Source organism: Archangium violaceum (assembly GCF_016887565.1).
In the GTDB taxonomy this organism is placed as follows: Bacteria; Myxococcota; Myxococcia; order Myxococcales; family Myxococcaceae; genus Archangium; species Archangium violaceum_B.
This window is the reverse complement of sequence record NZ_CP069396.1, coordinates 1,856,071-1,871,918: the sequence shown is the minus strand read 5'-3', so window position 1 is coordinate 1,871,918 and position 15,848 is coordinate 1,856,071. Positions and strand designations below refer to the sequence as shown.

At 67.0% G+C, this 15,848-nt stretch carries 12 protein-coding genes, 1 pseudogene and 1 riboswitch; of the genes and pseudogenes, 8 read left to right on the top strand and 5 right to left on the bottom strand.

Annotated features, from left to right (window positions below):
- Positions 1 to 80 precede the first annotated feature (80 nt).
- The gene (locus JRI60_RS07910) at positions 81 to 1,340 is read right to left on the bottom strand and encodes a DUF481 domain-containing protein (protein ID WP_204225241.1); all 1,260 of its coding nucleotides are present in this window, start codon (positions 1,338 to 1,340) and stop codon (positions 81 to 83) included.
- Positions 1,341 to 1,825: 485 nt separating this feature from the next.
- Positions 1,826 to 3,208 carry an MFS transporter gene (locus tag JRI60_RS07905; RefSeq protein ID WP_239470401.1) on the bottom strand — a complete coding sequence of 461 codons (1,383 nt, stop codon included), beginning with the start codon at positions 3,206 to 3,208 and terminating at the stop codon, positions 1,826 to 1,828.
- Positions 3,209 to 3,504: 296 nt separating this feature from the next.
- Between JRI60_RS07905 and JRI60_RS07900 the strand changes: the two genes are divergently transcribed.
- The 4 genes and pseudogenes from JRI60_RS07900 to JRI60_RS07885 all read left to right on the top strand — a co-directional run bounded on the left by JRI60_RS07900 (position 3,505) and on the right by JRI60_RS07885 (position 7,667).
- Complete coding sequence (locus JRI60_RS07900) at positions 3,505 to 4,410, top strand: LysR family transcriptional regulator (RefSeq protein WP_204225240.1); 906 nt, start codon at positions 3,505 to 3,507, stop codon at positions 4,408 to 4,410.
- A gap of 421 nt (positions 4,411 to 4,831) precedes the next feature.
- The gene (locus JRI60_RS07895) at positions 4,832 to 5,740 is read left to right on the top strand and encodes an alpha/beta hydrolase (RefSeq protein ID WP_204225239.1); all 909 of its coding nucleotides are present in this window, start codon (positions 4,832 to 4,834) and stop codon (positions 5,738 to 5,740) included.
- A gap of 67 nt (positions 5,741 to 5,807) precedes the next feature.
- A pseudogene (locus JRI60_RS53125) lies at positions 5,808 to 6,265 on the top strand (transposase); the annotation flags it as partial.
- Between the two features lie 919 nt (positions 6,266 to 7,184).
- On the top strand, positions 7,185 to 7,667 hold the full coding sequence (locus tag JRI60_RS07885; RefSeq protein WP_204225237.1) for a hypothetical protein: 483 nt from the start codon (positions 7,185 to 7,187) through the stop codon (positions 7,665 to 7,667).
- Between the two features lie 793 nt (positions 7,668 to 8,460).
- On the opposite strand, the gene JRI60_RS07880 is transcribed toward JRI60_RS07885, so the two are convergent.
- Both JRI60_RS07880 and JRI60_RS07875 read right to left on the bottom strand, forming a co-directional pair.
- Entirely contained in the window at positions 8,461 to 10,446 is a 1,986-nt protein-coding gene (locus tag JRI60_RS07880; RefSeq protein ID WP_204225236.1) for a potassium transporter Kup, read from the bottom strand.
- Positions 10,447 to 10,585, bottom strand: a riboswitch (cyclic di-AMP (ydaO/yuaA leader). It abuts the gene before it with no gap.
- Between the two features lie 248 nt (positions 10,586 to 10,833).
- On the bottom strand, positions 10,834 to 11,724 hold the full coding sequence (locus JRI60_RS07875) for a LysR family transcriptional regulator (RefSeq protein WP_204225235.1): 891 nt from the start codon (positions 11,722 to 11,724) through the stop codon (positions 10,834 to 10,836).
- 79 nt (positions 11,725 to 11,803) lie between these two features.
- Here JRI60_RS07875 and JRI60_RS07870 point away from each other — a divergent pair, with 79 nt between their 5' ends.
- Both JRI60_RS07870 and JRI60_RS07865 read left to right on the top strand, forming a co-directional pair.
- Positions 11,804 to 12,613: an SDR family NAD(P)-dependent oxidoreductase gene (locus JRI60_RS07870; RefSeq protein ID WP_239470400.1), complete on the top strand. Its 810-nt coding sequence runs from the start codon at positions 11,804 to 11,806 to the stop codon at positions 12,611 to 12,613.
- A gap of 478 nt (positions 12,614 to 13,091) precedes the next feature.
- On the top strand, positions 13,092 to 13,604 hold the full coding sequence (locus JRI60_RS07865; protein ID WP_204229505.1) for a DUF5953 family protein: 513 nt from the start codon (positions 13,092 to 13,094) through the stop codon (positions 13,602 to 13,604).
- Here JRI60_RS07865 and JRI60_RS07860 read toward each other — a convergent pair.
- Positions 13,588 to 14,775 (bottom strand): beta-1,3-glucanase family protein, encoded by a 1,188-nt coding sequence (locus JRI60_RS07860; protein WP_204225233.1) that lies wholly within the window; start codon positions 14,773 to 14,775, stop codon positions 13,588 to 13,590. The genes JRI60_RS07865 and JRI60_RS07860 overlap by 17 nt on opposite strands.
- Positions 14,776 to 15,085: 310 nt before the next feature.
- Here JRI60_RS07860 and JRI60_RS07855 point away from each other — a divergent pair, with 310 nt between their 5' ends.
- Positions 15,086 to 15,355: a hypothetical protein gene (locus JRI60_RS07855; RefSeq protein ID WP_204225232.1), complete on the top strand. Its 270-nt coding sequence runs from the start codon at positions 15,086 to 15,088 to the stop codon at positions 15,353 to 15,355.
- A 246-nt stretch (positions 15,356 to 15,601) separates the two neighbouring features.
- Positions 15,602 to 15,784, top strand: coding sequence for a hypothetical protein (locus tag JRI60_RS07850; protein ID WP_204225231.1), 183 nt, complete (start codon positions 15,602 to 15,604; stop codon positions 15,782 to 15,784).
- The last annotated feature ends 64 nt before the right edge of the window (positions 15,785 to 15,848 follow it).

Here is a 15,848-nt window from a genome sequence, read left to right as displayed (position 1 = left end):
CGCGGGCGCCCGCCTCTGGGTCACCGGGTGGGGCTACTCGACGTACCAGGACAGTCACTCCAGAGACCCCTCGAGCCGTGTCAAAACCCATCCGCGCCGCGGAGCCTCGGGTTGACGACGTTGTTGAAGATGGAGCCGAAGGTGTACTTGAAGCCGAGGTTGAGCCCGTACTCGTAGTCGGTGGCTAGCTCCCGCTGGCGCACGAGGATCTCCTCCTCGGTCGCGGCTCCGCGCGGCAGGTTGATCTGATCCCGGCGGCGCGCCACGTTCCCGCTCACATCCATCGAGAGCCCCTTGAAGAGGCGCATCTCGAGGTTCACCTCGCCGGTGAGGCGATACTTGTCAGGCCGGGTGAGGAACTGCGCGAACTCCAGCGAAGCGGAGGCCGTGCCCCAGGGCTGCTGCAGGGCCAGCGTCGTGGTCAGGCGATGGTCCAGCAGGCGCTCGGAGATGCGACCGAAGAGCGTCTCCTCCCGGTACGCGAGGTTCTGCAGGCCCACCGTGTAGAACAGCGTCAGGATGCGCTGGGTGGCCTGCGAGTAGGGAAAGACGTTGTACTCGATGCCCGGCGCGACCCGGAGGCGCAGCCGGTAGTTGTGGAAGGAGGAGGAGGTAGCGTGGGTTGTGAGGCCCAGCGACCAGTGGCGCGACACGGACCGGGCCAGGAGCGCCGACGCGCCCAGGGAGTGCGAGGCCGTGGTGAAGGCTCCCCCCTCCTCGAACTCGAAGCGCTGCTTGCTGTAGTCGCCATCGAAGCGCAGGTTGATCTTCCACGACTCCGTCGTACGGTTGCCACTGAGGGTGCCGCTCAGGGAGGTCTGAGCGTCGGAGCGCTCGCCGCTCAGGCTCCCGGAGAAGCCGATGTTGAAGACCCAGAAGTTCCACGGGTCGCGGGTGGCCGCCTCGGCCGCTGCGCGCGGCACCTCGAAGTCGACCTTCAGGTAGTCCGCGAGCGGCGTCTCCGCCACGTAGCGCACGAGCCCGAGCGCGAGCACCCGGGCGAGGCCCCGGCGGCGGGTGTCGAGCGTGTCCATCTGCTCGGACCTGGAGTGGAGCACCTGCTCGATGCCCTCGAAGTGGCCGCGGCCGAGGAAGCGCAGTTCGTACACGCTCCCGCCCCCGCCGGTGCTCTCGGTACTCACGAGGACGTGGACATCGGCGACCTCCCGGTCCCGCACGTAGTCCACGAAGGTGAGCTCTGAGCGCAGGAAATCCTCGTCGCACGCCTCGCAGTCGAGGAACACGCGCAGGGCGCCCGCCGGGGGCTGCTGCCCGGCCGCGAGCACCGGAGCCGCAAGGCCATGGAGCAGGAGGAGCGCGAGCGCGACGGGGTACCACATAGGCGCTCGATGATGGCAGGCTCCGTCAGGATGACAAGCGAAGGCGCAGCATATGCGCACCAGCGGACGTGTCGCCCAGGGGCTCCTTCAGCGCGCGAGCGCGACAAGCGTCTCGTTCGGTGAGCGGCCCCAAGCTGACTCCTCGACAACGAGGGGCTCCCTCACAGCGAGGCGGTGAGCGTCAAGGACATGGCGTTGAGCATCCACGAGCGCGGGGGCTTTCGACAAATGAATGGAGTTGGCGAGTTGCATCGTCTTCCGGGACGGAACCCCAGCCGCATGCATGTCATAGACCGTCAAGCCGCGCCTCCTTCGATATGAAGCGGAGGGCCGCTGACGGGGCCGCCCGAGCAGTGCGCCAGGCTGGTGGAGAAGCCGCGCAGCCCCTTGGGGTACACGCTGGCCCTGGCCGCCCTCCCAGGAGGTGTGCGGCAGGGGCCTGGCTCTCTTGGCCCTGGCGGCTTGAGCCTCAACACCACGCGGCCTTATGTGGCCCTCGCGCCTGGGCCAGCTCCGCACCTGCCGTGGCCAGGCCCAGGTGCTCCAGAATCGCTCGCCCCCCTCCCGCCGGAAGCCCCGACCGCCCGCGACGCCCTGAACGCCAGCAGCGCCGCTCCCCCGAGCAGCGCGGCGCTCGCCACGAACGTGCTCTGGTAGCCGCCGCGGTCGAACAGCTGTCCTCCGATCGAGGCGCCAGCCGTGATTGCGAGCTGGACCGCCGCAACCATGAGTCCGCCGCCAGCTTCCGCGTCGTGCGGCAGTGTGCGGCTGAGCCACGTCCACCACGCGACCGGCACCGCCGTGCCGATCAGCCCCCAACCCGCAAGGAGGAGGGCCGTGGCCGGAAGGGACCGGCCGAGGACGACCAGGACAACCGCGATAACCGCCATCGCGAGTGGCGCGGCGATGAGCACCGCAGTCAGCCGCCTGGCCACGAAGAATCCGATGAGATACGTGCCCAGGAGCCCCGCGGCGCCCATGCCCAACAGGAGCAGCGAAAGCGTGGACACCCCGACCCGAGTCACCGTCTCCAGAAAGGGACGCAGGTACGTGAACAGGGCGAACTGGCCCATGAAGAGCAAGGTGACCGCCAGGATGCCCGCCAGAGCCTTGGGGCGTCGAAGGACGGCGAACGTGCTCGGGGGCGGAGCGGCTCGCTCAGTGGGCATCCCAGGCAAGGTGAAGAACTGCCACACGAGGGTGATCGCCGCGAGCGGAACGACCACGAAGAACGCACCACGCCACCCGATGTACTGCCCCAGGAAGCTGCCGAGCGGCGCCGCGACGGTGGTGGCCAGCGCGTTGCCGCCGTTCAGCAAGGCGAGCGCACGCGGCACGTCCTCTTCGGGCACCAGGCGCATGACGGTGGCCGCCGACAACGACCAGAAGCCTCCGATGACGACGCCGAGCAGGGCACGTCCGATCATGAGCACGGTGAAGTTCGGCGCCAGGGCGACGACGAGGCCCGAGGCCAGCATCAAGCCGGTGAGACCCAGGAGCAGCTTCCGGCGGTCGATGGCCTTGGCCGCGGACGCAATGAAGAGGCTCGTCACCACGGCGAACAGGCCGGACACCGCGATCGCCTGACCGGCGCCGCCTTCGCTCAGATGAAGGTCCGACGCGATCGGCGTCAGAAGGCTCACCGGCATGAACTCGGAGGCGATGAGGGTCGAGACACACAGGGTGAGCGCGAACACGGCTCCCCACGACGCGGAGCGAGGGGTCGGCGCCACGGACGCGCCGGCGAGTTGGATGGTCATGGTTTTCTCGGGCTGTTGCGTGCGCACCAAGGCATCGACATCTGCGTTGGACCGTCTGTTCGCCGTCACCTTCCCGGTGAACCGTCCCATCTCGTTTCCCGTTGCCATCGTCTGCTCCAGCTCGAAGTCGTGCTCAGAGGTAACCCCCCGGCTCCGCCGGGGGCTACGCGCTGAATGCGAACGGGCCGTTCAGCCCTGGTTGACAGTGGGCCCTCGGGGTCGTGCTCGCTGAAGCAGCAAGGCGTGGCGGCGGGAGTACGTGCCGGGCCCCGCCCACACCAGACGGCGAGGAGCGAGCGGGCCGTTGAGGGGTTGATAGTATGGTGGCTCCGCTTCGCCTTCCGCCGCTGCTCCCGCCGGGTCGCCAAGGTGGGCCACAGCGGCGCTCCCAAGGAACCACGTCCATGAAGACGGTCCTCTTCCCGCAGCTCCACGTCTTCCTGGTGGTGGCGCGCCTCCAGAGCTTCCGCGGGGCGGCGCGCGAGCTCGGCGTCTCCTCGGCCGCGGTGAGTCAGTCGGTGCGCCAGCTCGAGGCACAACTGGGCGTGGTGCTGCTCAACCGCACCACGCGCAGCGTGGCCGTGACGGACGCGGGGCGGCGGCTGGTGGAGGAGGCCGGTCCAGGACTGGCCCAGGCGCTCGCCGCGCTCCAGGGCGTCTCGGCGCAACCCGGCGAGGTCGTCGGAAGGCTGAGGCTGTCCGTCCCGCGAGCCGCGGTGCCCTTCCTCATCACGCCCGTCGTGCCCGCCTTCCGCGCGCGCCACCCGCGCGTGGAGGTGGAGGTCGTCGTCGAGGAGCGATTCGTCGACATCGTGGCCGAGGGCTACGACGCGGGCGTGCGCCTGAGCGAGTCCATCGAGCGCGACATGGTGCAGGTGCGCCTGACGGACACCTTCCGCTTCGTCGTCGTGGGGGCGCCGAGCTACCTCGCGCGTCACGGCACCCCCGAGCGGCCCGAGGACCTGCTGCGCCACGAGTGCATCACGCTGCGCTCCCAGACGACCGGGACCGCCTACGTCTGGGAACTCGAGCGAGGGCGCAAGAGCTGGCGCGTGCCCGTGCGCGGCGGCATCGCCACGAACGACCACACGACCAGCGTGGCGCTCGCAGCCGAAGGGCAGGGCCTGGCGTATGCCCTGGAGCCGGCGGTGCAAGAGGAGCTGCGCAGCGGCCGGCTCGTCCGGGTGCTCGAGGCGTACGCCCCCACCGTGCCGGGCTTCTTCCTGTACTATCCCAGTCGCGCACAGCGCTCGGGGCCGCTGCGCCTCTTCGTGGAGGCCGCCAGGGAACTCTCCACCAAGGCGGTATGACGTGTTCGCGATGGCCACGGCTGGTCACGATGAGCACGCGGTACGCTCCGTCCGCGCGGCGCTCGCGCCGCGCGCACTGTCAAGCTGCGCTTAGCAGCCCATTCACCGGCAGACTCCTGGTTCATCGGCGTGCCGGAGTGCATGTTCTCTTCGCAGTGGTCAGGAAGAAGCAGCCACAACAGCGGAGATGAAAGTCATGACCAGGAGATCGACGATGGAAACGAGATCTGATGCCGCGGGAAAGGCGGTGCCAAGGAAATCCGCGGGCCCGGGCGCAGGCCGACGTCACCTTCTCAAGTTGGTGGGAGTCGTTGCCGCGCTGGGGGCGAGCGCTTGCCAGGCTGCGGAGCATCCTGCGCGAGGCGCTGCGTTCGCGCAAGACACCGGGGTCTGGGATAAGACCTTCCCGCGAAGCCCTCTGGTGAACCACGAGAAGGTGTCCTTCAATAACCGACTCGGCATCAAGCTGGTCGCTGACTTGTACGTACCCAAGAACCTGGACCGGAAGAAGCGGGCACCCGCGATCGTCGTTGGTCACCCCTACGGTGGCGTGAAAGAGCAAACCTCCGGCCTGTATGCGCAGACCATGGCCGAACGCGGCTTCATCACCCTCGCGTTCGATGCTTCCTACAACGGCGAGAGCGGAGGCCAGCCACACTTCATCGCCTCCCCGGAGGCGTTCGTCGAGGATTTCAGCGCCGCCGTCGACTACCTCGGCACGAATCCGTTGGTCGACCGGAACCGCATCGGCGTCATCGGCGTTTGTGGCAGTGGCGGCTTTGGCTTGGCGGCTGCGGAAATCGACCCTCGCATCAAGGCCGTTGCCACGGTCAGCATGTACGACATCGGCCAGGCTAGCCGGCAGGGGCTGGCGGAGAGCCTGGACAAAGCCGGACTCAGGAAGAACCTGGAGAAAATCGCAGCGCAACGCTGGGCGGAAGTGGATGGTGGACAGCGAGCGATGGTGATTGGAACGCCTGAAGTCATCACCGAGCATTCGTCGGCGATTGATAGAGAGTTCTTCGACTATTACCGCACGCCGCGCGGCCACCATCCGCGCTCGACCACGGCGATGTCGCTCACCAGTGGCGCTGCCATGTCGCTCTTCTGGTCCTTCGAGCATCTTGATTGGATTTCCCCGCGCCCGGTGTTGTTCATCACGGGCGACCAGGCGCACTCACGCATCTTCAGCGAGCACGCCTTCAAGAAGGCCTCCGAACCGAAGGAACTCTACATCGTGCCTGGCGCTGGCCACGTGGACCTCTACGACCGGGTGAAGCTCATCCCGTGGGACAAGCTCACGTCGTTCTTCAACAACCATCTTGCCTGAATAGCAGTGCGTATAGGCGGAATGGGGGCACTGTTGCTGGGCGGCGGGCTGGTGCAGGGAAGCGGAGGAGGTGTGGAGCTGGGATATTACCTACCTCAAGGGGCCGGTGCGCGGAGCCTTCCTCTACCTCTACCTGGTGGTGGACGTGTACAGCCGTCGCGTCATGGGCTGGCAGGTGCACGCGGAGGAGTCCACCGAGAAGGCCGCGGCCCTCATCCGCAGCTGCTGGGAAGATGCCGGGCGTCCCCAGGGCCTCACCCTGCACTCGGACAACGGTGGGCCCATGAAAGGGGCCACCATGCTGGCCACCTTCCCAGCTTCCCCGACAAGCCCTTCTCCTCTCTCGAGGAAGCTCGCTCCTGGGTGGCCTCCTTCGTCAGCTGGTACAACTGCCAGCATCGCCACAGCGCCATCCGCTTCGTCACTCCGGACGACAGACACTTTGGCCGCGAGGCTCAACTGCTCGCTCAGCGTGACCAGGTGTACCAGCGCGCTCGCCATCGTCACCCCGCGCGCTGGCGCGGCAACACTCGCGACTGGACTCCTACTGGGCCTGTCCGCCTCAACCCCTCCTCGCCCACCACCCCGGCAGTGCCTTCTCTCCAGCCTACTGCTTGAGTCAGCTTCTCGCGACAACTACGTTGACACTCACCGAGAAGGCGGTGCGCGGCGCCGGTGTAGGGGGCCGAGTACCCCCATGGGGCACACTGCCGCCCTGGCCGCTCTTGCTTGAGGAGAGCGGCAGGGAGTTGGTGGTGGTGGCTGCGCCAAGCCAACACCACACCTGCTGGGGTGGCCTCTGCGCCGGGGCCCTCTTTGCAGGCCGCGTGGGCAGTTCCAGGTGTCTCGTCGAGCAACTTGTCTACGTAGACCAGCTGCAAGGGCGTGGGGTGAAGCTCGTCAGCCCATGTAGGTCACTTATCTACATCAATCCAGATGCCGGCAGATTCGTTCTGACATACCCCGCCCTATTCAAGTGGAAGCGCTGGCGGGGATGAACCCGGGTTGGGGCCTCCCCAGCGCGAGGTGGACCTCGAAGCCGTCCAGCACCTGCGCGAACAGGGGCGCTCATGACGGGATGTGGCCATCGCGCTCAAGGTGCCCCCCCCGGCTCTTGCACCGGGCGTGGCGAAACCTTGGTCCTTGCTCGGAGGCTGGGTGCGGCAAAAGGTGAAGGTTGTGAGCCAGTCCGCCCCGGGTCGAACTCTCCGCCCTGATTGGCCCTGCCTCCCGCGCCGGTAACTACCAGCGCCTCTTGCGTATAGGCGGAATGGGGGCCCTCTTGCTCGGCGGCGCGCGGGTGCAGGGAGGCGGAGAGGGCTGGGGCCAGCAAGGCCGTGCGCTGCGCCGGTTGTAAGGGGGGCGAGCACCCCCATGGGGCACAGTAGCGCAGGGGGCAGATACTTCTCTGGCAAATGGCAATCGGAGGGTATGAGGAACACCCATGAGCGACGAGCGCACACCTGCCGAGCCCGAGGTCATGGAGCCCACGTTCTGGCGGAAGAACGGCTGGACGGCCAGGGTCATCAAGAACGAGGAGGACGACGGCTGGGCCGTGGAAATCCGCAAGCAGGGGCTCGCCGAGCCCGTCCTCATCAGTCCGTGGGTGATGGGCCGCGATAAGAAGAACCCCAAGCCCTTCGATGCGACGGCGTTCGCGACCTTCGTGAAAACGGCCTCGGAGGTCCTGGACCGCTCCGCGCGACAGCGCGACCAGGCCATGACCAAGAAGCTCTCCATCGCCTGGGAGGGCCGCTGGTACGAGGTTCGGCTCGAGATCGTGGCCGATGAGTATGAGCCCCACGCGCTGCTCTCAGCCGTCGACGACGCTGGCGCGACCGTCGCGAAGCATCGCGTGCCCGTGACCTTCAAGTTCAACAGAGACGTCGCCAACGAGTGGGTGCGCGGCGGCTTCTGCGAGCCCTGAGCTGGCTCTCCTCTGGCGCTCAGAAGCATCCCGCGCTCGCTGTCCACCAGACCGGTGGAACGACCCGTGCGTCCCCACCAGCCCCTCCCCAGCCACACCTCGCCAGGGCACACGCTACCGCCAGGCTCCCACAAGACTCCGCCAGGCTCGCAGATGGGTTCCAATATCAGGCGGAGTGCTCCCTGCACGGTCCTATCCCGTATCGAGGGAATCGAGATGACGCGCACTTTGCCCCCCTCCTTTGGAAGTTTGTAATTCCTCGACTATCCGCGCGAGGAACTCCTCCCGGCCCGTCTCCTCGATGCGCTCGAACGTCTCTCCGTCTTCCCCAGGGGCACCGCCTTTGCGGCGGGCCTCCAGGTAGGCGGCTTCGAGTGTCTCCCGCTTGAGAACTTTGAGTCGGCTCGGCATCCGGAGTTAACGAATCACGAGGCCTCTACCGGGTGTTCACTCGTCGTTGCGGCCCGCTCACTCGCTCACCCCGCTTTCCGGGGCTTTGTCGATGGGCTTCACCGCAGGGGTCTCCTCTGTCGGTGCCATCCAAGCTATGCGGCCTCGACCTTCTACCGCTTCGGGACTTTCACCCTATGGATCCATGGGTAGCCTCCAGGCATCACTCAAAGGATTCGTACAGCGCCTTACAACCACTGGAACGAGTCTTTTGACACCTTCCCTGTCAAGGAGAAGGACGACGGCCGCTACATGCGCGTGAAGGTCCGCCCGGCGACCTGATGCCGTGAGGCCCGTGCGAGGTGGCGGGCCGTGCCTGCCGCCACCTCGCGCCAGCGCGCGGCTACAGCTCCACCTGCGCGCCCAATTCCACCACGCGGTTGGGCGGGATGCGGAAGAACGCGGTGGCCGAGCGGGCGTTGCGGCTCATCCAGAGGAAGAGCAGCTCGCGCCAGCGCGCCATGCCCGGGTGCTTGCTGATGATGATCGTCTCCCGGCCGAGGAAGAAGCTGGTGTTCATCACGCTGAAGGGCAGGCCCGCCTCGCGGCAGCGCTTGAGGATATCCGGAATGGACGGGTCATCCATGAAGCCATAGCGCGCGGTGATGCGGCGCATGCCCAGCGGGAGGCTCTCCACCGTCACCCGCTCGGCGGACGGCACGTGCGGGACGTCCTCGGTGGTGATGGTGAGCAGCAGCGTCTGCTCGTGCAGCACCTTGTTGTGCTTCAGGTTGTGGAGCATCGCGCTGGGGGCAATCTCGGGGTTGCCCGTCATGAAGATGGCCGTGCCCGGCACGCGGTGGGGCGCGTTTTCGCCGAAGCTCTCCAGCAAGTCCTTCAGGCCGAGGGAGGCGACTCGCAGCTTCTGCCCCAGCAATTCGCGCCCACGCTTCCACGTGGTCATCAGGGTGAAGAGGACGACGCCCATCGTCAGCGGAAGCCAGCCGCCGTGGGCCACCTTGACGACGTTGGCGCCGAAGAAGGCCAGGTCCACCGCGAGGAAGGCCGCGCCCAGCGGTACGGCGATGGCGCGCCGCACGCCCCAGCGCTCGCGCGCCACGACGTAGGCGAGGCAGGTGGTGATGCCCATCGTGGCCGTCACCGCGATGCCATACGCGGCCGTGAGGGCGGCGGAGGAGCGGAAGCCCAGCACCACCAGCATCACGCCCACGAGCAGCGCGATGTTGACGCCCGGCAGATAGATCTGCCCCTGCTCCTCGGCGGAGGTGTGCACCACCTCGAGGCGGGGCCAGTAACCGAGCTGGATGGCCTGCCGGGTGATGCTGAAGACCCCGGAGATGAGCGCCTGCGAAGCGATGACGGTGGCGGCCGTGGCCAGCGCCACCAGCGGGTAGAGGGCCCAGTCCGGCGCGAGGTGGAAGAACGGATTGACGGCGACGGACGGGTCTCTCAGGAGCAGCGCGCCCTGCCCGAAGTAGTTGAGCAGCAGCGCCGGCAGCACCACCGCGAACCACGCCAGGCGGATGGGCCGGTAGCCGAAGTGGCCCATGTCCGCGTAGAGCGCCTCGCCGCCGGTGACGACGAGGAACACCGCGCCCAGCACCAGGAAGCCGTGCCACCCGTTCTGCGCGAAGAAGCGCACCGCGTGCGTGGGCACCAGGGCCTGGAGCACGGAGAGGTTGCGCAGCATCTCATGGGCGCCCAGCACCGCGATGACGGTGAACCACACCACCATCAGCGGGCCGAACACCCGGCCGATGCCGCCGGTGCCCTTGCTCTGCACGAGGAAGAGCGCGAGCAGGATGACCAGGGCGATGGGCAGCACGTACGGGGTGAAGAGCGGCGTGGCCACGCCGAGCCCCTCCACGGCGGAGAGCACCGAGACGGCCGGGGTGATGACGCCGTCGCCGTAGAGCAGCGCGGCGCCGAAGAGGCCGAGCGTCAGGAGCACAATGCGCCGCGCGCCGCTGCCCTCACGTCCTCCGCGCTGTACCACCAGGGCCAACAGGGCGAGGATGCCGCCCTCCCCGCGGTTGTCGGCCCGCATCACGAAGCCGAGGTACTTCACGGAGATGACGATGATGAGGCTCCAGAAGACCAGGCTGAGCACGCCGAGCACGTTCTCCGGCGTCGGAGCGATGCCGTGCTCACCGCTGAAGCAGTCGCGCAGCGCGTACAGCGGGCTGGTGCCGATGTCGCCGTAGACGATGCCGAGCGCGCCGAGGGCCAGGGGCGCCAGCCGGGCGAACGGCTCGGGCCCCGTGCCGGAAGCACGGTGGCCATGGGAGGACGACGGGGTGGAAACGGGAGCGGCCGAGCCCGCGGACGTTGGCGAGCCCGGCCCGTGACTGCTGGGGTCGGAAGACATCGGTGTTCTCCTCGACGCCTGCGGGGTTAGCTGACGGACTCGGGCTGGGAACCTGCCCTACGCTCGGTACTGAGCGACTCGCCCCTACGAACCTGGGTCCCCCGCTCCCGCTGACGGCGGGACTCGGCGTTTCGCGGCATGACTAGTCCCGCTGCGTGCGGACTGCAATGGCCTCCAGGAAAAGTTGAACAATCCCGGGCACATGCCGCGTGCCCTCCAGGCGTTCAGGCGAACCGGACCTCGAACGCCCGGGCCTCGGGCTCGACGACTTTGTCCAGTTGAACCCTTGGAACAGTCGCCTCGCAGGCCCCAGCAGTTGCGGTAGACACGTGGCAGAGCGGCATGTTCAGCAAATTTCGCTCGCTCGCGGGATGGCATATCCCGAGCTCAGCTCAGCCCGCGACGCAGCGCCGCTTCGAGCGCGCTCGCCACCACGCGGATGCGGGGCACCTGCCGCAGCTCGCGATGAAACACGAGGAACACCGGCACCGAGGGCAGTGGCACATCGACGTCGAGCCTCACGAGGCTCGCGAGCTCGCGCCCCAACGCTTCGGCCATCAGACAGATGCCCTGGCCGAGCTCGACTGCCGTCTGCAGTGCGAAGTCGGAATTGGAACGGAATGGAAACCGCGTCGCCCCCTGTGCCACCAACCATTGCTCCTGCGGCAGCTTGCGCAGCGGACCGTCGTAGCCGACGAAGTCGTGCCGCTCGAAGTCGCCCGCCCGGAGCTGACCACCGCGCAGCCTCCGCTCGACGTAGCTCTGTGATGCGAAGAGCGCGAAGCGCAACCGCCCCACGGACTTCTCCACCAGCACCGGTGACGAAGAACGCGCTTTGCGGATTCCGATGTCGGCCTCGCGGCGCGAGAGGTCGCTCAGGCGCGACTCGGAGACGAGCTCGAAATGCATCTCCGGGTGTTTGCGGCGCAGTTCCGAAAGCAGCTGCGTCAGCGGGCGGACGAAGCCTTCGCCCACCGAGATGCGCACCGTGCCCGCGAGACTCGAGGCCGCGTCCCCTTCATCCCGTCGCGCGGCGTCCAGCCCGTGCTCGAGCTGCTCGGCGAGAAACACCAGCTCGAGCGCGCCGGGTTCCACCGAGGTGCCCGCGCTGCCGCGGTGCACGAGCGCGCGCCCCAGCGCCGCTTCCAGCGCCTCGATGCGTCGAGCCACAGTGGAGGTGGACACGCCCAGCGCACGCCCGGCCGCCAGGAAGCTGTGGTGCCGATGCAGGGCCAGCAGGACGCGGAGATCATCCCAGGTGGGAACGAGGGTTTGCATGAATGGAAAACAGGTTACCAGCCATGTCCGTTCCTGAGAAATGGCCGGACTCGCATCATGGGTGCACAAGGAGGTATCCATGTTCGATTTCGCGGACAAGACAGTGGTGGTGACGGGCGGTTCCACGGGCATCGGAGCGGCGTTCGCCTCGGAGCTGGCACGCCGCCGGGCGCGGCTGGTGCTGGTGGCACGAGGTGAGGAGCGGCTCCGGAGTCTGGCGGCGTCGCTGACGAAGGCGCACGGCGTGAAGGTCGATGTGCTGGCCGAAGACCTGGCGAAGCCGGGCGCGGCGAAGCGGGTGCGCGACGCGGTGCACGGCATGGGACTCACGGTCGATGTGTTGATCAACAACGCGGGCTTCGCGAGCTACGGACCTTTCGAGGCGCTCTCCCTGGAGACTCAGCGGGAAGAGATCGACCTCAACATCGGGGCGCTGGTCGAGTTGACGCATGTCTTCCTGCCCGACCTCGAGCGCCGCCAGGGAGGCGTCATCCAGGTGGCGTCGACGGCGGCCTTTCAGGCGGTACCGTTCATGGCGGTCTACGCGGCGAGCAAGGCCTTCGTGCTGTCGTTCAGCGAAGCGCTCTGGGCTGAATACCGCGATCGCGGCGTGCGCGTGCTGGCGCTGTGCCCGGGTGCGACCGACACTCCGTTCTTCGCGCGCGCGGGTGAAGAGGCGGCGTTCGGCAAGAAGGCGTCGGCGGAGGATGTGGTGTACGTGGGGCTCAAGGCCTTCGACGCGAATCGGTCACACGTGGTGCACGGCACGGGCAACTACCTCACCGCGCTGTCGAGTCGCTGGTTCACGCGCGAGTTCGTGGCGCGTCTGTCCGCGCGGCTGATGCGTCCGCGCACGCCGAAGATTCTCGCGGCGCAGAACTCGCGCTGAAAGTGCGGTAGGTATGCACTTCGGGACCTTCGAGCCGCTGGCGGAGGAAGCCGAGGTCCGCGCCGCCTTCGCGGGTGACCCGAGGCTGCGGCTGCTCACGCCCGGGCAGCCGGCCGTCCTGTGAGCCCGCTAGGAGTTCCGGCCGCCTACCCCGCCTCCTGCCCCCGAGAGGGCGAGAGGGCGATGAGCACAGCCCGGGCAGGCTCCACGCGCCGGACCACCGCAGCTTCACCGCCGTCGTGATACCGATGCGCGTCTGCGGGCCGGGGGCACCCCCGACGGAGCGAGTGAGCTAGAGTTCACGCTCCGACAAGGTCATCGGCGCGGGTAGCCCCTTCGAGGCCCTCCTCCGGTACTCGGTGCTGGGACTGCTGCTCCTGGTCAGTCCCAGGTTGTCGTGCCGTCAGGGTAGACCAGTAGACTCTAGCACACGCCCGGCTTGACCCAATCCTCCACACTTGATTGAAACGACGTGGCCATGCGGTTGCTCGTTTGTAGCACCCTCCTGCTCTTTCTCGCAGCCTGCGCGAGCGCGCCCGCCGCTCCGGCGATGCCACGGCCCCATGCCTTCGCCCCGACGCCGCCCTCGCACCCGCGCATCCAGCTCGTGTCCGGGCAGATGGACCTGCGGCCACAGTCGCGGATCGGAAAGGCGGACCTGGAGCAGGCCCGGGCGCTGTTGTTTCGGGCGCGCAATGACTTGGAGCCGCGTCAATGGGAAGCGTTGGATGGAAAGCTTACCGCAGCGGAACGGGCCTTCGAGCGCTTCTCCCGCGCCGCGAAAGCGAGCGGGCAAGCCGCCGAGGTGGTGAGGGAGACGGAGGGACTCGCGCAGGCGGGGCGCGCCAGGACATTGACCGAAGTCCTCCCTGCCCACCTGGGCGTGCTTAAACGGGCCTACGAGCGCTTCCCGGAGATCGGCGGGCGCTCCACCCCTTGCGGCTCACCATCGCTGTCGGGCCCAGGTTCAAGCATCAGGCGCCCGCGTTGATCGTGAGGGTCAGCGACGTAGGATTGATCACCTCGCCGTTACCCGCGTCGAGCTCCACTTCGTCGTAGCCGAAACAGAATGCATGCCTGGCAATGGCGCGCTCATGGATCGCCTTGGCATAGAGAAAGACCGGCTCATTCCGGTAATAAAGGCCCCGGTCGGCCTGCGGAACCGGAAAGCGCGAGTCGTTCATGAGCGTCGACCGCAACAACGAAGCCCCCAACACCGCCGCAATCCGGTTGCCCGGCCCATCGTTTGGGTATGACTGAATCGCATTGCGATAGACGGCCTCAGTCCCCGTCCCGGTCCTCGTGATCGGTGGCTTGAGGTTCTTGACACCCATCGTGTACCTCTGCCCGTCGGTGCCGCGGATGAACGTGAACTGGTCCGCATCGATGACGCACCGATATTCCGCGCCATCATACTCGAGGACCAATGAGTGTTCTTGGTCTTTGTAATAGCTCAAGCACGCGTCAATGTATGGCTCGAGCTGAGTTTCGGGAAACCGGAGATCGACGGGATAGAGGTCACCGTAGGCGATCGCAAAGCCCGGCATCAGCGCCCTGACCCGCTCCCCCCGCTGGTTCTTGACGACCAGCCGCCGCCATGGCTCCGCCGCCTCCAGCCTGTCGAAGATCTCTCCCCGGGCGGTATCGCTGGCGAACCCCATGTCGAAGTGCTTCTCCCGGGTCGGAGCGCCAGGATCATAGCCGCTAAACTGGAGCCGCAGTGCGAGCCCGAACGCGTCCACCTGGGTCACGTTGGCGTGCAACCGGGATTTCTCGACCCCGCCATTGGCCGTCGCGAGCCAGTTGAGCTCAATGAAGTCCCATACGATGTCATAGTTTGGATTATTGTTCGGAGTTCCGGCATCCACCGTTATCGGGCGACCTTTGCCATCCGTGCCGACTTGCAGCTTTCGGCCAAACGAGACATACGCCCGCACGGCCTCGAGCTGTGGCAACTTCAGCCGATTTTCGCCAGGCTCGAGCGCGAGACCATACGAGCCACCCGGCTGGTTTGCTGGAAAACGCGCGACAGTGCCCTCGCGATCGACGAGGTACTCCAGCGTCTTGTTGCTGAACAGGTAGAGGTACGCCGGCTTGCTCGATCCACTGTTATTGAAGATCGTGAACGGAATGGTTGGACGAGAGGACTTGTCGAGTGACATGCAACGCCTCGTGAAGTTGATCTGCCAGGGAACAACCGTTCACGGGGGAAATCCCCCGCGTTCGGGTACTTGCACTCCAAGGCGGCTTGATCAGCTCGAGCCTGCTCGATTGCCGCGCCCCTACCAACCCATGGACGTCCGAAGGCCCTTATCTGTGACCGGTTACCCGTCTCGAGCCACCGCACCCGGTGCGGAAAGGACAGCGTCCACTGCCGGTAGGGCACGTGCGGCTGGGCTTGCCCCGGTTACGTGGGGCAGGCTCAGCTTCGGAGGGCCCCTCAAACCCCGGCCCGCCCAAGGAGACAGGCCCATGAAGACCCAGGCTCGCCGCAACCTCCTGCTCGCACTCGCATTCCTGGCCGGCTGCGCCGCGTCACGGGTGCAGTGGGTTCCCCCCGCGCTCGCGCAGACGGACACGGGCATTCAGCGCTGGGACTACTACTGCATGCAGCCTCAATGGGGCCCGGGTGAATCGAGGCTCGAAGCCATCAACGCGCAGCTCAAGGCCGCGGGCCTGCAGGGCTGGGAGCTCGTCACGGACGGCGAGGTCGCCTACTGCTTCAAGCGCCCCCTGCGCTGAGCACGCTCTCTCCGAGACACGAGACAAGGCCCGGCTCATTCTCGAGCGAGCGCGGATACACGACGTCAGGCGCTGGCCGTGAGCGTGCGCTCCCCAAGGCGAAGGCCTACCCGGAATTCCACGTCCGCCCCGTCTACTTCGCCTGTGCGCCGTCACAAATGGCCAGCCTGCCCTCAATTGCAGGTGAGTGGTCGCGGTCATTCCGCAATCACTCACCTGCACCCATCGCCAGGAAGGAGCACGGCCATGAAACTGAAGACGAAGCAGCACTCCCAGGGGCGGGAAGCGACGCACTCGACGAAGCGGAAGCTTCAAACCCTGGAGGAGAGGCAGTTGACCCTCGAGGAGCTGGCCTGGGTCTCGGGCGGTTTGAGGAACGAAGACACCAATGACCATGAGAGCGGCGGGGGCCCCCACCGTCGTTGTTGAGGCATACGTCGAGCGTCCACCCCTGCACGCCCCACCACACCGATCGGCACCTCTCTCGCGAACG

Coding starts and splice junctions, on each gene's coding strand:
- JRI60_RS07910 (WP_204225241.1), bottom strand. CDS start 1,340: ATGTGGTACCCCGTCGCGCTCGCGCTCCTCCTGCTCCATGGCCTTGCG.
- JRI60_RS07905 (WP_239470401.1), bottom strand. CDS start 3,208: ATGGCAACGGGAAACGAGATGGGACGGTTCACCGGGAAGGTGACGGCG.
- JRI60_RS07900 (WP_204225240.1), top strand. CDS start 3,505: ATGAAGACGGTCCTCTTCCCGCAGCTCCACGTCTTCCTGGTGGTGGCG.
- JRI60_RS07885 (WP_204225237.1), top strand. CDS start 7,185: ATGAGCGACGAGCGCACACCTGCCGAGCCCGAGGTCATGGAGCCCACG.
- JRI60_RS07880 (WP_204225236.1), bottom strand. CDS start 10,446: ATGTCTTCCGACCCCAGCAGTCACGGGCCGGGCTCGCCAACGTCCGCG.
- JRI60_RS07875 (WP_204225235.1), bottom strand. CDS start 11,724: ATGCAAACCCTCGTTCCCACCTGGGATGATCTCCGCGTCCTGCTGGCC.
- JRI60_RS07870 (WP_239470400.1), top strand. CDS start 11,804: ATGTTCGATTTCGCGGACAAGACAGTGGTGGTGACGGGCGGTTCCACG.
- JRI60_RS07865 (WP_204229505.1), top strand. CDS start 13,092: ATGCGGTTGCTCGTTTGTAGCACCCTCCTGCTCTTTCTCGCAGCCTGC.
- JRI60_RS07860 (WP_204225233.1), bottom strand. CDS start 14,775: ATGTCACTCGACAAGTCCTCTCGTCCAACCATTCCGTTCACGATCTTC.
- JRI60_RS07855 (WP_204225232.1), top strand. CDS start 15,086: ATGAAGACCCAGGCTCGCCGCAACCTCCTGCTCGCACTCGCATTCCTG.
- JRI60_RS07850 (WP_204225231.1), top strand. CDS start 15,602: ATGAAACTGAAGACGAAGCAGCACTCCCAGGGGCGGGAAGCGACGCAC.